Annotated in this window: 13 protein-coding genes and 1 tRNA gene; 9 read left to right on the top strand and 5 right to left on the bottom strand. The window is 44.7% G+C overall.

Features of this window, described 5'->3' with window-relative positions:
• Window positions 1-119 precede the first annotated feature (119 nt).
• Window positions 120-668 (top strand): NAD(P)H nitroreductase, encoded by a 549-nt coding sequence (locus KHO06_RS05890; RefSeq protein WP_005432980.1) that lies wholly within the window; start codon window positions 120-122, stop codon window positions 666-668.
• Window positions 669-771: 103 nt separating this feature from the next.
• Entirely contained in the window at window positions 772-2,736 is a 1,965-nt protein-coding gene (locus tag KHO06_RS05895) for a DNA topoisomerase III (protein ID WP_038891461.1), read from the top strand.
• A 96-nt stretch (window positions 2,737-2,832) separates the two neighbouring features.
• Here KHO06_RS05895 and KHO06_RS05900 read toward each other — a convergent pair whose 3' ends face one another.
• Complete coding sequence (locus KHO06_RS05900) at window positions 2,833-3,039, bottom strand: hypothetical protein (RefSeq protein WP_005432950.1); 207 nt, start codon at window positions 3,037-3,039, stop codon at window positions 2,833-2,835.
• 149 nt (window positions 3,040-3,188) lie between these two features.
• On the bottom strand, window positions 3,189-3,878 hold the full coding sequence (locus KHO06_RS05905) for an SDR family oxidoreductase (RefSeq protein ID WP_005532609.1): 690 nt from the start codon (window positions 3,876-3,878) through the stop codon (window positions 3,189-3,191).
• Between the two features lie 281 nt (window positions 3,879-4,159).
• Between KHO06_RS05905 and KHO06_RS05910 the strand changes: the two genes are divergently transcribed.
• From KHO06_RS05910 to KHO06_RS05925, 4 genes are all read left to right on the top strand, one after another.
• The gene (locus tag KHO06_RS05910) at window positions 4,160-5,083 is read left to right on the top strand and encodes a histone deacetylase (protein WP_212582233.1); all 924 of its coding nucleotides are present in this window, start codon (window positions 4,160-4,162) and stop codon (window positions 5,081-5,083) included.
• Window positions 5,084-5,192: 109 nt separating this feature from the next.
• Window positions 5,193-5,351, top strand: a complete 159-nt coding sequence (locus KHO06_RS05915) for a hypothetical protein (RefSeq protein WP_179136891.1) — start codon at window positions 5,193-5,195, stop codon at window positions 5,349-5,351.
• A 503-nt stretch (window positions 5,352-5,854) separates the two neighbouring features.
• A complete protein-coding gene (locus KHO06_RS05920) occupies window positions 5,855-7,030 on the top strand; it encodes a YjgN family protein (protein WP_038891467.1) in 1,176 nt (391 codons plus the stop codon).
• The gene (locus KHO06_RS05925) at window positions 7,030-8,025 is read left to right on the top strand and encodes a M48 family metallopeptidase (RefSeq protein WP_081233235.1); all 996 of its coding nucleotides are present in this window, start codon (window positions 7,030-7,032) and stop codon (window positions 8,023-8,025) included. The genes KHO06_RS05920 and KHO06_RS05925 overlap by 1 nt, the downstream gene beginning before the upstream one ends.
• A 449-nt stretch (window positions 8,026-8,474) precedes the next feature.
• Here the strand turns inward: KHO06_RS05925 and KHO06_RS05930 are convergent.
• The 3 genes from KHO06_RS05930 to KHO06_RS05940 form a co-directional block, all read right to left on the bottom strand.
• Window positions 8,475-8,565, bottom strand: a tRNA-Ser gene (locus KHO06_RS05930).
• A gap of 139 nt (window positions 8,566-8,704) precedes the next feature.
• Window positions 8,705-10,513: a DUF3413 domain-containing protein gene (locus KHO06_RS05935; RefSeq protein WP_045377315.1), complete on the bottom strand. Its 1,809-nt coding sequence runs from the start codon at window positions 10,511-10,513 to the stop codon at window positions 8,705-8,707.
• A 22-nt stretch (window positions 10,514-10,535) separates the two neighbouring features.
• Window positions 10,536-10,763, bottom strand: coding sequence for a YejL family protein (locus tag KHO06_RS05940; protein WP_005432983.1), 228 nt, complete (start codon window positions 10,761-10,763; stop codon window positions 10,536-10,538).
• Between the two features lie 85 nt (window positions 10,764-10,848).
• On the opposite strand from KHO06_RS05940, the gene yejK reads away from it, so the two are divergent.
• The 3 genes from yejK to KHO06_RS05955 all read left to right on the top strand — a co-directional run bounded on the left by yejK (window position 10,849) and on the right by KHO06_RS05955 (window position 14,581).
• Window positions 10,849-11,847, top strand: coding sequence for a nucleoid-associated protein YejK (gene yejK, locus KHO06_RS05945; RefSeq protein ID WP_212582234.1), 999 nt, complete (start codon window positions 10,849-10,851; stop codon window positions 11,845-11,847).
• Between the two features lie 109 nt (window positions 11,848-11,956).
• Window positions 11,957-13,306: an Hpt domain-containing protein gene (locus tag KHO06_RS05950; protein WP_212582235.1), complete on the top strand. Its 1,350-nt coding sequence runs from the start codon at window positions 11,957-11,959 to the stop codon at window positions 13,304-13,306.
• Between the two features lie 111 nt (window positions 13,307-13,417).
• Complete coding sequence (locus KHO06_RS05955) at window positions 13,418-14,581, top strand: hypothetical protein (RefSeq protein WP_047481123.1); 1,164 nt, start codon at window positions 13,418-13,420, stop codon at window positions 14,579-14,581.
• Window positions 14,582-14,648 lie beyond the last annotated feature (67 nt).

Consider the following 14,648-nt stretch of genomic DNA (forward strand, 5'->3'; position numbering starts at 1 on the left):
CAAGTGCGCAGCTTTTTTTGTTTTGAAGTCCCTATAAAACAGAGTGTTATTTGCCAATGTGGATTATGTTAAAGTGAGCTGCGTAAAAAATAATAATTCAATTTAATAAGGACCTTTTCATGGAAGCTCTCGATCTTTTGCTCAATCGTCGTTCTATTGCTAAGTTGTCTGAGCCTGCACCAGAAGGTAAAGCGCTTGAAAACATCATTCGCGCGGGCCTACGTGCACCGGATCATGCAGGCTTGACACCTTGGCGCTTTGTCATTGCACAAGGTGACGGTTTAAAGAAATTATCAGACATTCTTGTGAAAGCGGCTGAAGCAGAAAACAGCGAAGAGGCCGTGATCGAAAAAGTGAAAAACGCCCCTTTCCGCGCGCCAATGGTGATTACGGTTATTGCCAAAGTAACGCAACATGAGAAAGTCCCTGCGCTAGAGCAATACCTTTCGGCTGGTTGCGCTGCTCAAGCGATGCAAATGGCCGCAGTCGCACAGGGTTTCCAAGGTTTTTGGCGTTCAGGCAAGTGGATGTTCCACCCAGAAGTACACCAAGCTTTTGGCCTTAAAGGCGAAGACCAAATTGTAGGCTTCTTATACCTAGGCACGCCTGGGTGTACGCCGATGAAGGTGCCAGAGCGCGACTTATCCAAATTTGTCGAGTTCCAATAAGAGCGATTGGTGACTCATTTACTGTTTATCTGTACAGTTTTTCTTGATTTGTTAGGGCTACATTAGATAATGTGGCCCTAATTATTATGATTTCCAAAACGTTATGTCTCGTCTGTTTATTGCTGAAAAACCAAGTTTAGGCCGTGCGATTGCGGCTGCACTGCCAAATCCCCAAAAGAAAGATCAAGGCTTTATCCGCTGTGGTAATGGCGATGTGGTGACTTGGTGTATTGGCCACTTGTTGGAGCAAGTCGAACCAGATGCTTACGACGAACGCTACAAAAAATGGAATATGGCAGACTTGCCGATTGTCCCACAGCAGTGGCAGCTGAGACCGCGAAAAAGCGCCAGCAAACAGCTCACGGTAATACGTAAACTCCTCAAAGATGCGACAGAAGTTATCCACGCAGGAGACCCCGACCGAGAGGGGCAATTGTTGGTGGATGAGGTGTTGGATTACTGCAAGCTTTCCAAAACCAAAAAAGAAGCCACACAACGCCTACTGATCTCTGACTTGAACTTACCTGCGGTCAAGCGTGCCTTGAGCTCGATGCGCAGTAATCGCGACTTCATACCTCTTTCTGTTTCAGCTCTGGCGCGTTCTCGCGCTGATTGGCTTTATGGAATGAACATGTCTCGCGCCTATACCTTGTTGGGCCAAAAAGCGGGCTATCAAGGTGTCTTATCAGTAGGGCGAGTTCAAACTCCGGTACTTGGCTTGGTGGTTCGCCGCGATGAAGAAATCGAAAACTTTGTACCGAAAGATTACTTCACTCTGCATGCTTTAATTCCTTATCAAGATCAAAATGGCGCATTTGATATTCGCGCTCGTTGGAAACCAAGTGAAGCTTGTAAGCCTTGGCAGGACGAAGAAGGACGGGTATTGAGCAGAAAGTTGGTTGAGAACGTAGCAAACCGCATAGCCAATCAACCTGCCAAAGTGACCGAGTCTGAACAGAAGCAAACCAAGCAATCAGCACCGCTTCCGTATTCGTTATCCGCACTGCAGATTGATGCGGCAAAACGCTATGGCATGAGTGCTCAGCAGGTATTGGATACTTGTCAGGCGCTGTATGAAAAGCATAAGCTCATTACGTACCCACGTTCGGACTGTCGTTACTTACCATTGGAGCATTACTCGCAAGCAGGCTCTGTTACATCGGCTATCGCTAACAATGCCAAAGAACTACAAAGCGCAGTGCAAGGTGCAGACTTATCGATTAAGTCCAAGGCGTGGAACGACAAGAAAGTCGATGCCCACCATGCGATCATTCCAACGCCGAAGCAGGCAAATGTGAATGCGTTATCTGGCAATGAGATGAAGGTTTATCAACTGATTGCTCGTCAATACTTGATGCAATTTTATCCAGCGGCGGTATATGCCGAGGCTAAATTGGTGTTTGATATTGCTGGTGGTACATTTATCGCCAAAGGTCGCCAACTGGTTTCTCCAGGCTGGAAAGCGTTAATGGGAAAAACGGATAAAGAAGACGATGGCATTGATGCTGTCCCGCCGCTCGCAGAAGGCACGGTGTTGACCTGCCGAGAAGGTGAAATCAAAGACCGTAAGACTGAACCGCCAAAGCACTTTACAGAAGCAACACTGCTTCAGGCCATGACGGGTATTGCTCGTTATGTTGCAGACAAAGAACTGAAGAAGATCCTGCGCGACACCGATGGCTTAGGAACAGAAGCGACTCGAGCCGGTATTCTGGATACGCTTTTTAAACGTCAGTTGCTGACTCGTCAGGGTAAATCAATTTTGAGCTCACCAGCGGGGCGAGGCTTGATTCATGCCCTACCAATGGATGCGACCTATCCTGATATGACGGCGCACTGGGAACACCAGTTGCAAGGAATGGCAGAACGAAATCAAGCCTATCAGCCTTTCATGCAAGCGTTAGAGCAGCGCATTGATGGATTAATGGGAGAGGTGAAATCGGGCCCGATTCCTGATTCGTTACGTCATTTGCCTAAAGTCGAGCGCCCGGCATTCAAGCGTAAAAAACGCAGCTATTCGAAGGGCGGTGCGTCGAAATCAAGCTCAGGGAAGCGGAAGTCTTCATAACAGCTGAATGAAGTAAAAGCGGCAATCTAATGCGTATAAGCTCAAAGAATGCCGCCTTGTATTTCAATGTAATGACCTATCTGTATTCAAACAGCTCTAATCAAACAAGTCATCATTGTTTTGGATTGCACCACGCACGTCGTCTTGCGTTAAGACACGCTTCCCTAAATTCTGTTTTACTTGTCTTCCCAAGTCGACAAGAGCATCTCTGTTCTCTTGAGTCTGACGTTTCCCTGCACTTCTTAAGCAGTAATTGAGCTCATGATCTTCACTGAAATTGACCAGATCTTTATCTGCAGCCATATTTACTCTCCTTAATGGTGGATGTCATCACTAAGTCTGGTTTGAAAGTGGTGAAAATCAAGCTAAGTCATGGGAGTAAGGTTGGCAGGGTATAGTGATGAAACAACACGCTTCTCATTAATTCTTCATAAGCCATTGATTTGTAAAGTCTACCAAGGCAGTTGAGTTCCGTCGTAATTAATAAACTGACCGGAGTTTTTTTGGGTACTTTGCGCAATCACTTTTGCTAACCCTGCCGCAGAGGTTTGGGTTTCGATAAGGGCGTTAGGCCCTCCCATTGCAGTGCGTACCCAACCCGGGTGTAGCGCAAGTACGGAGAAACCTTCACTTGTTAAATCATTAGATAAGCTTTTCACAACAGAATTGAGCGCCGCTTTAGAAGAACGATAGATATAACCACCGCCGGAGGTGTTTTCTGTCATGCTGCCGACTTTAGATGAGATACAGGCAATCTTCTTCGTTCTAGCTGCTTGTAAAAGCGGATAAAAAGCCTCAACCAACTTTAGTGGTGCGATGGTGTTTATCTCGAAGACCTTTCGCCATTCCTCAACATCTGTATTACCAAAGCCATAGCCTTTAGGCCCATAGTAGCCTGCATTGTTGATCAGAAGATCGATGGCTGGGAGTTCTTTTGCTAGTTGGGCAACTTGCGGGTAATTCGTCACATCTAATTCGTGTAACGTCAGTGTGGCATAGGTCGACGCTAATGCTTGAAGCTCTTTGCTTTCTGCAAGGTTACGGCTAGTCGCATGTACTTGATCGCCTTGTTGCAAATACAGTTCAGTTAAACTTAAGCCGATCCCACGGTTTGCACCAGTAATAAAGACTGTTTGACTCATGTTCGTACCTATCTATTTGACTCAGTGAGGTTAATTTAATACAGGACCATTGTGTTAGCTCAAAGCGATAAAATCAACCAACCACCACGCGCTGAACATCATCGACATAAACAGGGACATCGCACAGAAAGAGCCAAAGAAAGCACCAAGAATCGTGTATAGGGTTTTATTCATAGCAAAAGGAAATTAATTGATATTGAAAATCATTATCAATTAATTTCCTTTTTAATCAACGCTTGGAGTTGGTACTATTTCACAACGATTTATGAAAAGAATGTCTCATGCTGCCTCTGATTTATCATCCCATTTACTCACAACTTGATCTGCCGGAAGGCCATCGCTACCCAATCATGAAATATCACCACCTGCATCAAGCGGTGTTGGAGAAGTTAGCGAACGAAAGTTGGGGAGGGAAAATTGAGTTCTTCCAACCAACCCCTCTAAGTACGGATGAAATTAAACGTGTTCACAGTGAAGAGTATGTAGACCTATTAGTGACTGGTGCCATGCCCGCGGCAAAAATGCGTCGGATCGGTTTTCCGTGGAGTGAAGCTTTGATAACACGAACGCTGACATCAACAGCGGGTACAGTGTTAACGGCAGAGAAAGCACTAGAGCATGGTATCGCCATTCATCTCAGTGGTGGGTATCACCATGCGCATAAAGACTTTGGCAGCGGCTTTTGTCTTTTCAATGATCTTGCTATCGCGGCGAAGCACATGCTTGATCATGAGCATGTCGACAAAGTGATGATTATTGACAGCGATGTACATCATGGTGACGGCACTGCCACCTTGTGTAAGGATGAGGCAGATATCATCACGTTATCGTTTCATTGTGATAAGAACTTTCCTGCGAGGAAGCCAGATTCCGATCTTGATGTTCCTTTTCGTCGTGATACTGACGATGAAACCTTCCTGATGACGTTTAAAGAAGTCGTCCAAATGGCGATCAACTTACACCGTCCCGATATGGTCATCTATGACGCAGGCGTGGATATTCATACTGACGATGAACTGGGCTATTTCAACGTGTCAACAGAAGGGATATTTGAGCGAGACCGCTTCTTAATGCAGTTGATGAAAGACCGAGGCATTCCTGTTGCCGCAGTTGTTGGTGGTGGTTACCGAAGTGAGCACGCGGATTTGGTGCCTATTCATATGCAGCTTATCGATGCAGCAGAACGGGTTTATAAACATCGATAAAAACCCTGCAATAGTGGAGAGGCGAGACTCAGAAGTCTCGCCTTTTTTATTGGGTGACGATCAGAACCTATACTTAAAGTGGGCAAGGTCAAAAGTGAGGTTGCTGCATATGGACTTTACGGAAAAGTTACGACTACGGGAAAAAGCAATCGAAGATCTATATTTTGCTGAGGTTGATCGGAAGCTGATAGAAGCGTTGCATGAAAAACAGAATCAACCAGTGTTACCTGTACCGTCGGAGCGCGATGAAGGCGATATTAGCCAGTAATGGCTTTGAATATTCGAATGGGATTTAGAGCTGGGAATCCTTTCCCAATTTTATTTTCCTAGCCTTTGACGTTGTCTAAAACAACAAATGGATGGATTTAGCTTATGCAGTAAGATGCTTCTGCGATATGCCGAGGAGAATAATAGGCCGTCTGATAACTCTTCGGTAGTTACAAACACTTTATAATTCACCTGACAGAAAATGTAATCAGCAACTAACCTGTTGATTGGTAAGGTGACACCTCAGGTTTTGAGTTTTTTAGTTATAATGAACTATTGTTGATTAAATTCACTGAATAGATGGTTTTTATCACTTTAACTGCTTTCATTTGCGCGAAATTGGCTATTAAATTATTTTTCAGGTGAATTATGGGGTGTGGTAAATATGTGTTTTATAGATAAATGACGTTTAGTTTGCTCATGGCAGTCAAGTTTATCAATTTATGAATGAGATAGGATAATACCTTTAAATTCATAAAATTAAATAAACTATTCGGACTGTATATGAACCATCAACGCATTTCCAATACCATCTCATTTAAAGGACGAGGGGGAGAGTTTTTTGGCATCTGGATTGTCAATGTTCTACTTTCTATCGTTACACTTGGAATTTACTCTGCTTGGGCCAAAGTAAGAACAAAACGCTACTTCTACGGTAACACGTACATCGACGGTGATAACTTTGAGTATCATGCCGAGCCAATGCAAATCTTAAAAGGGCGTTTAGTCGCGCTGGCGATTATATTGGTGTGGGGTATCGCAAACTCATTTATTCCCCAACTTGCACTTGTGCTATTACTTCTGTTTTATGTTGCTCTTCCTTGGTTGTTATGGAGCAACGCAAGATTTGATTCTGCAATGACGAGTTACCGCAATGTTCACTTCTCTTTTAATTCGTCACTGAAAGATGCATACATCACCATACTTGGCCGAGGCTTCGGTGCAGCGCTGGCGGTCATGGTTTTCATTGTTATCTGTGTAGCGGTTGCGAGCGTTTCGCAAGCTGCGTCGGTTATTTTAGGACTTTGTTCAGTCGTTGTTATGGCCGCACTTTATGGTTGGGTTGTGGTTGGCGTTCAACGCTACTTTGTTAATGGCTACCGTTATGGTGATTGGCAGTTTAGTGGTGAACTTGAAACCAGTTTCTTTGTAAAAACTTACCTGAAAGCCGCAGCAATTGGTCTTAGCACGGCTGTCGCGATTGCGATTGTGGCGGTCATTGTAATGGTTGGGAGCTCAGGGCTCATGGAAGCTGCAGCGGGCGACTTGGCTTCACTGAATAAATCTAGCCCTGTCATTACGATGGTTGTCATGTACCTTGGTATGATTGGCCTAACCATCGGCTTGACGGCATACACAGCAACAAGAACTCGTAACTACTTGTTCTCTCAAATGAAGCTAGAAAAAGAAGGACAAGAAGAAAATAACTTTACGTTTAAGTCTACCTATACAGTTGATGGCTACATGTGGCTGATTATCTCAAACTTCTTATTACAAGTTGTGACCTTGAGTATTGCGAGACCATGGGTAATGGTTCGTACTTCTCGCTATGTTGCTGATAAGACGGTTGTCGTTGGAGACATGAGCCAACTTAAAGCAGCAGACCAAGATTCAAAAGTGAAATCAGCGATTTCTGATGAAGTGGCGCAAGCCTTCGATCTTGGAGTTGGGATCGGTTAATGCAGTTTAAAGGGACCGCGTTTCCACCAAAAAGCTCTGAGCGACATCAAGCCATATTGAATGTCGCTCAAACCAACTCGCTGAGCTTGATTGTTGCTGACAATATCTTCAGCTGTGATCAGCAGCATGCAGAGGTTACTGCTCCAGTTGGTAACTTACCCGTCAGATTTAAGCTGCCCAATGGTTGGGTTTTTGTTACCGAACGGACTGATGAAGTGTCTCGATGGTTACAGGCAAATAAAAGATCGAGCTTCGTTGACAAAATAGAATCAAACTGGCTTGCGTGGGTAGTGTCTGTGATGGCATGTATTGCCGTTGTGCTCGGGGGGTATTATTACGCGCTTCCTTGGGTGAGCAACAAAGTCGCATACGCGATTCCTGACAGTGTCTCAGTTGTACTTGGTGAAAAGGTACTCGAAAGTTTGGATTCCCGTTGGGAACCGAGCGAGCTGAGTAAGGCCGAACAAGAAGCCATTCGAAGTAGGGTAGAGCAGCACTTAACACAGTTAGAGGCTCTGCCTTACCAAGTAGAGATTGTTTTTCGATCTTCTGAGCTAGGAGCGAATGCGTTTGCCTTACCCGGTGGAAAGATTGTGTTGCTCGATGAATTAGTTTCGCTGTCTAAAAACCAGCAACAACTGGACAGTATTATTCTTCACGAGCTTGGTCATATTCATCATCGCCACATGCTAAAGAGGTTGGTGTATTCGAGTGTCCTTTCTGTTGGTGTCGCTCTTTTAACTGGTGAAAGCTCTGGCATCGTGGACAATCTTGCCGGCGCAAGTGTGTTTGTGTTGTCCAGTGGTTACTCCAGAGATGCCGAAATACAAGCCGATGCATTTGCAAGAGAGGCGATGCTCAAGATTTATGGCGACACAAAGCCGATGGCTGAGATGTTTGAACTGTTCCGTAACCAAAGTTATGAAGAGTTGCCTGAATGGTTGAGTACCCACCCAGACCTTGATAAAAGGATTAAAGCGGCAAAAGGAAACTAACCTTTCCATTCGAATACCTAACGATTAAAGCTCACTAAATATTAGTGGGCTTTTTTCTTGCGTATTGAAAAGTGCTTCGAGGATTAGACAGGTTTTTCTGGAAGTGGCTGAGTGCGGTGACGCTTGGTCTAAACTTGGCTGAGATTCGGGGTTGCGCTTAACTAGGGATTGAGAAATCCCGTAATTTCCCAAGTGCCAAAACGACGAAAGCCCGTTGATTTCTCAACGAGCTTTCTAAATGTGGGGGAGTGCTGGGCTTGCATTCAAGGAGGGATTTGTCTAAATCCCTCTTACGCCTTCAGATACGAAAAAGCCCACTAATTTCTTAGCGGGCTTTCTCTAAATGTGGCTGAGAGCCGGGGTTGCGTTCAACTAGGGATTTAGAAATCCCGAAATTTTCTAAGCGCTAAAACGACGAAAGCTCGCAATAAATGCGAGCTTTCTAAATGTGGCGGAGAGATAGGGATTTGAACCCTAGATACGCTATTAACGTATGCCGGTTTTCAAGACCGGTGCTTTCAACCACTCAGCCATCTCTCCGTTGTTGAGGCGCATAATATAAGGCTTTGAAAATCTTGTAAACCCCAAAATGAATCGTTTGGATGATTACTGCTCGATTTTGTGTTGTTTGCAGAGAAAAGAATCAAAAAAGCTCGCCCAGTGGAGAGCTTTTGTTCAATTAATTACTTTTCGAATAGAAGCGTTGAAGTTCTGTCAAACCTTGCATTAGTACAGGAAGCTTAGGTGATGTTTCACGTAAGCGCTTGTAATTGCTGTCATACAGCTTGTAGTTACCAAATTTGTCGATAACTGTGGTTTGAGAGCCAGTAATCAGCGCTATTTCACGAGTATCGCCCGCTAGGATCCAACGACGGCGGCTTTCATCAAATAAATTACGTCCACTGCTGTAATCGTATGGGTTTGAAGAAACGCCCAGCATGTCTTGCAGAAGGGTCACAGACAAGTCTAGGTGGCTAGTACTGTGTGTAAACTCTGCAGGTAGCATACCTGGCCAATGAATAACCATAGGAACTTGCAGTTGGTAACGGCTGTAGTTGCTGTTTGCACCCCAGCTGTTGGTATTGGTTTCGTTGAACTCGCTGCCGTGATTAGAGGTAATGACCACAATCGTGTTTGCCAGCAACTCTTTTGCTTCCAAATCGGCGATGATCTCTGCAACCGTTTTATCTGCCGACTTCACCGACTGCTCGTAAGCTTTCTTGAATCGTTCGCTAGCAGGCATTTCTTCATTCGCCGCCATTGGCTCTGATTCAAAGTTATCGACGGTAGTGACTTCGATGTAACTAAACCAAGGCTGTTTCGCTTGTTCGGTCAGCCATAAGTTCCAAGCCGCGATAGACTGCTTGTCGGTATGAGCTTGTGTACCATCGAGATCATTAGCCAGATTCAAGCCACGGAAGATGACCTCTGAATACAGATCGTCTTCAAAACCATTACCGCTGAATAGACCAAAGCTGTAATCCTGATCTTTTAATACATCTAATAGCACTGGTGCACTGCCTTGCGCTTTGATGCTGCTCGCGTAGCTGCTTGGTAAGCCATAGAACAAACCAAACGCACCGTAAGTGTCGTTGCTTGAGCTGTAATGATTAGTGAAATTTTGATTATCTTGTGCAAATTTGTACAAGTTCGGCATTTCGTCTTGGTTTAGCGCGTCTGCCCGCAGGTTATTCACGCTGATCATCAGCACGTTTAACTTGTTACCACGACGGTTGAATTCTAGTTTCTCAAGCGGGTAGCTGACTAAGTCGATGTTACCTTGGTTTTCTGCCAAACGCTTAAGGTACTCTTCACGGTCAAGAAGACCATGTTTTTCCATAAAGCTCTTCGCTGTCATTGGGTATGACAGTGGGAAATTAGAGCGCTGGCTAGTAATTGGGTTGTAGAAGTAAGCATCAGCCCAGATGTAAACCAAGTGGCTGGTCATAAAGCTTAAGAAGAACACGGCAGCCAATGGACGACCAACGTGTTTGTGAGACAGTTTACGTTGTTTGCGCCAAACCCACTCAGACAGAGCAAGTTGAACGAGGAAAATAAGCGGCATTACCACGAAAAGGTGCTGAAGATCAGAACTGATCGCGCTTTTATCTTCGCTAAACAACAGCTCCCAAACCACAGGGTTCAGGTGCAAATTAATCGACTGATACGCTTGAGTATCAATCAGAAGGACGGTCTGGCCGACCGTTGCGAATATCACTGCCACCAAACGGAATAACTTCCGAGATGGCAGGACAAACGTCAGCGGAAATAGAACCAGTAAGTACAGGGCGAAAACAAGGAAGCCAAAATGACCAACCCAAGACACTGCCAGATAGAATTGCCCCATTAGGGTCTCTGGCCAAGGGGATTGAACGATATAGCGTGTACCAATCAACATCGAAGCGACGATGTTGAAGAATGCAAACCAGTGACCCCAACCAACTAGTCGGGATACGCGTTCGCCGTATGAGTTTCCGCTGTCTACCATGTACTTGTTCTATTATCCGTTATTAGTGTGCTTTTGGCACTTCAAGAGAAGAGATTAATGCCTGAGCAAATTTTTCAGCAATAACTTTGCGTTGTGAAGCAGCAACTTGTTGATTTAAGACATTCGTTGCGATATTTCCCGCAATCATTAGCGTCAACTCAGGAGAGGCAGCGTGTTTCTCAAGAACAGCGCCCACTTCAGCAAGAATTTTCTCTACTTGTTCGTCAGTATATTTAGATGTAATCGGCATAAAGACTCTAATAATGATAGTAAAAGCGGCTTATGATAACCTACAATGCCCAACAACTTAAACCTTGTAGCAAGATAAAATCACTATGAGCCTTCATCTTTCAAACGTTATTCTGCATCAATTGTGCAAAAACGATCAGGACGAACTGGTTGTTAAACTTCGCCCGGCGTCGTTAGAAAACGATACCTCTACTGAAAACCTTGTCGCGGAACTGCATCGCGTATTCCACTCTAAAGCAGGTAAAGGTTTCGGCTCTTTCCAATCTGACAGCGAATTTCAATTTTGGCTTCAAGAAATGCGCAAAGGAGAGAGAGATTTCTATGATTTCTCACAAATTAGTGCAAATCGCCTGAAAGAAGAGCTGATTAAGTACCCATTTGCTGACGAAGGTATCTTAGTGTTTGCTGAGTACCAAAGCTTAGCTACGGACTATCTGTTTATCGGTATCTTACCAATGAATCAAAGCCTGAAAGTCACAGAAGGCTTAGATATTGATGCAACGGATTACCTAGACATTACTAAGATGGACATCGCTGCACGTATCGATCTTTCAAGCTACGATACTGACCGTGAGTCAAACCGTTACCTTTCTTACATTAAAGGTCGTGTGGGTCGTAAAGTGGCAGACTTCTTCCTAGATTTTCTGCAGGCGGATGTTGGTTTAGACACTAAACAGCAAAACCAAGTACTGATGCAGGCGGTGGAAGACTTCTGCGCAGACTCAAAATTAGAGAAGCAAGAAGCGAACGAGTACAAAAAGCAGGTTTACAACTACTGCAATGAGCAAATCAAATCGGGCGACGAAGTACAAATTTCTGAACTGTCTGGAGAGCTGCCTCCGAGCCAAGATGGCACCAGCTTTATGGACTTTACCAAAGAGCAAGGATACGATTTGGAAGAATCTTTCCCCGGTGACCGCTCAACGGTACGCAAGTTAACAAAGTACGTTGGTGCCGGCGGTGGTTTGAACATCAGCTTTGATAGCCTGTTACTTGGCGAGCGTATTTTCTACGATCCAGAGACAGACACGCTGACGATCAAAGGGACGCCACCAAACCTAAAAGATCAGTTAAGCCGTAACTAATTTAAGAAAGAGAGCGTGATGCTCTCTTTTTTTCTGTGAAGTGCGCACAGTTATGGTGTAATTCATGGTATATGCTTGTGATTAAAAACAAAGAGTTGAGGGATAAGCGTTGCTGCAATTCAAAGAGGGAATAAGACGATCTGCTTGGTTTTTATTTGCCGCGTGGTGCGTATTCGCGGTGGGTATTTGGTTACAAGCGCAGCAGACCATTCGCACAATCTCTACGGTTGATGAACTCAGCAGTAAAATTGATGAAGTTCGTAATATTTTTAACTTTGAGCTTCCTTATCGTGCTCAACATGTCGATGAAGTGTCCCTCAAACTTCAGCTTGTGTATGCTGTGCGCTTACAATTAGAAAGTGAGTACTCTCATCGGTTGGGGGCTCCAGACTTAACGCAACTCTTCTACTTAACCGACCGTTTTCTTGAAGGTGCGAGAACCTTTATTGGCAGTGACAGTGAATTGGTTGCGTTGGCCGATCAGCTACATAACAGTCGTGAATCAGGCAGCAACTCGCTTGAGCTGCGTACAATGTATTACCGGTTGGGCGCCATGGTATTGGAAGCGATGTTTAGCGATGCTGCGACCAGTACAGATACCTACCAAGAGTTAGATTTGTTGTTCACGGCGTCCCAAGGTCTCGATGTAAAAGAGCAAGCTTCATTTCAACGCCGATTAGACCAAACTTCCAGTGTGCTTGCTGCTCATGCGCAAGGCAGCCATTTGTCGAATCAACTGCTTAATCCTGAACTACCAAATCAATTGGCTTCTGTCATTGGCTCTCTTGAACGCAAGTTGACGTTTTATATTACTTTTTTAACGTTAGTCAGTGGTTCCTTACTCGCTGCTTATTCGTGGGCAGTGTTTGCTAAAAAAGTACCCACCTCGCAATCAGCCTTAACCTCAGTTCAGGAGAAAGGGGAGCCACCTCATCCATCTCCTGTTGAATCCGGCTCCGAAGAAAGGAAACCTGCGTTTGTTGGGCAAAATGAACAAGAAACTCATGCTGATTTCCTTTGCCCGAAAGAACAAAACGTGATGCAACCTTCCGTTGAGAGCGTCAACACTGAGGATGATGCTCCCTCAGTCAATGAGCCATATATTGATATCGAGAAAATGTTGGATTCTTTATCTGACGACGAAGATTCGGTACGCATGCTGCTAGAGGTCTTTATCCAAGACCATACAGAAGATGGTACAAAGCTTCGCGTATTGCTCACAGAAGGTAAAGACAAAGACCAGGCGCAGCGGATCGCTCATAGTTTGAAAGGGGTATCTGGCAGTATAGGCGCCATGCCTCTGCACTATATTTCTGGTGATATTGAAGCGTTGATAAAGCAGGGAGAGCGGGTTACGGATGACAAGCTTGATTTGCTAGAACAGGTATTGCAGGAAACGACACTTTTTGCAGATAAAGTTCTCAATAGTGAAAACATTCGAGAAGTACTAACAGATTGATATTCCTCTGACTTAAAATACCAAAGACTAAGGTATCACGTTGCGCTCGCGAACCTGATGCCTTGGTTCGTTACTGTTCCTGTTCTACATATTTTGACCATAGGTAATTTCATGTCCATCCGCCGACTGTCCTCATTGATGGTGGCTTGTTTAGTTTTGAGCCTTTCAGGGTGTTCTCTGTTAGAGGTGAAGATCGACAGCCAAACTGTACCGCTAACCAAGCAAGAGCTGAATATGCGCATTATGACGCGTGAATATGCTCAGCAATTCTTTGCTCAAGTTGAGCAAGCCGCCGACGTGCTGCACGAAAACTACGAACCAAGCGATAAAGTAAACCAATCTTATATCTTGCTTTGGAAAATCAATGCGGAAGAGGGGCTTCAAGCTGCGGCTTACCAAGTGTCGCCAATGGCTGCGCTGATCGATACGTGGGTGTTCACTCACCAGATGAACCAGTTCTACAGTGAAGGAGCAGGCAAAGACTTATTCACGACAGGTGAAGCCAAACAAGTGTCTGTACACCTAGCTAAAGAAGTTGACAAGTTAGCCAAATCGCTATTGAAGAAAGACGTATACGAAAACACCAAAGTGTTTGTCGCTGGCTTTGTTGAGAAGTATCCATTTGCGGATCTAAGCATGATTCGTACGCCTGCATATCGTGCTTGGTTAGAAGCTAACCAAATTAGCGAAGAAGAGGCGGTAACGACTCTAGGTACGATGCCAGAGGCCATCGGTGACGTGTCTGACCGTTTGAGCTTAGTCTCTGAGCAAACACCAAAGATCATGACGTGGAAAGCTCAGTTGTTGGCGCTCAACAGCTCAGCAAGCATTGAACAAGTAAACGCAGCACTAAACAGTTTGAAGGTGACTTCTGAGTCTTTGAAAGACTTTATCGATAACAACCCTGAGTACATGCGCAACTTAGCGGAGCAGATGGCTGTGCAACTTCAACCTCTAGTGGAAGATATCGACCAAAAAACAGAAGAACGTTTGTCTCAGTTGAGTGAAGAGCGTCAGGCTTTAGAGCAAATGGTGGCAAGAGAGCGCCAAGAGATTGCTCAAATCATCACAAACGAGCGCGAGAAGTTTGCTCAGGACCTAGACCATGTTTCGCAAGAAGTGGTGAACCTAGCAATGGATAAGTTGATTGAGCTAGTAAAGAGCACCATCATCTACTTTATTCTGTTTATCCTAGTGATTTTCTTTGCTCCTCTCGTTCTTGGTTATGCATTGGGTAAACGCTCAGCGGTAAGAGCCAGCACTAAATCGGCGTAATCATCTAGAAGTCACAACACGAAATAGCAGATACAAAAAAGGACCGAATCATCGGTCCTTTTTATTT

Origin of the sequence: Vibrio sp. B1FIG11 (assembly GCF_905175335.1) — a bacterium.
Taxonomy (GTDB): Bacteria; Pseudomonadota; Gammaproteobacteria; order Enterobacterales; family Vibrionaceae; genus Vibrio; species Vibrio campbellii.

Bases quoted from the DNA above. Each gene is read 5' to 3' on its own strand.
- KHO06_RS05895 (WP_038891461.1), top strand. From the start codon at position 772: ATGTCTCGTCTGTTTATTGCTGAAAAACCAAGTTTAGGCCGTGCGATT.
- KHO06_RS05920 (WP_038891467.1), top strand. From the start codon at position 5,855: ATGAACCATCAACGCATTTCCAATACCATCTCATTTAAAGGACGAGGG.
- yejK (WP_212582234.1), top strand. From the start codon at position 10,849: ATGAGCCTTCATCTTTCAAACGTTATTCTGCATCAATTGTGCAAAAAC.
- KHO06_RS05935 (WP_045377315.1), bottom strand. From the start codon at position 10,513: ATGGTAGACAGCGGAAACTCATACGGCGAACGCGTATCCCGACTAGTT.
- KHO06_RS05925 (WP_081233235.1), top strand. From the start codon at position 7,030: ATGCAGTTTAAAGGGACCGCGTTTCCACCAAAAAGCTCTGAGCGACAT.
- KHO06_RS05955 (WP_047481123.1), top strand. From the start codon at position 13,418: ATGTCCATCCGCCGACTGTCCTCATTGATGGTGGCTTGTTTAGTTTTG.
- KHO06_RS05905 (WP_005532609.1), bottom strand. From the start codon at position 3,878: ATGAGTCAAACAGTCTTTATTACTGGTGCAAACCGTGGGATCGGCTTA.
- KHO06_RS05910 (WP_212582233.1), top strand. From the start codon at position 4,160: ATGCTGCCTCTGATTTATCATCCCATTTACTCACAACTTGATCTGCCG.
- KHO06_RS05940 (WP_005432983.1), bottom strand. From the start codon at position 10,763: ATGCCGATTACATCTAAATATACTGACGAACAAGTAGAGAAAATTCTT.
- KHO06_RS05890 (WP_005432980.1), top strand. From the start codon at position 120: ATGGAAGCTCTCGATCTTTTGCTCAATCGTCGTTCTATTGCTAAGTTG.
- KHO06_RS05915 (WP_179136891.1), top strand. From the start codon at position 5,193: ATGGACTTTACGGAAAAGTTACGACTACGGGAAAAAGCAATCGAAGAT.
- KHO06_RS05900 (WP_005432950.1), bottom strand. From the start codon at position 3,039: ATGGCTGCAGATAAAGATCTGGTCAATTTCAGTGAAGATCATGAGCTC.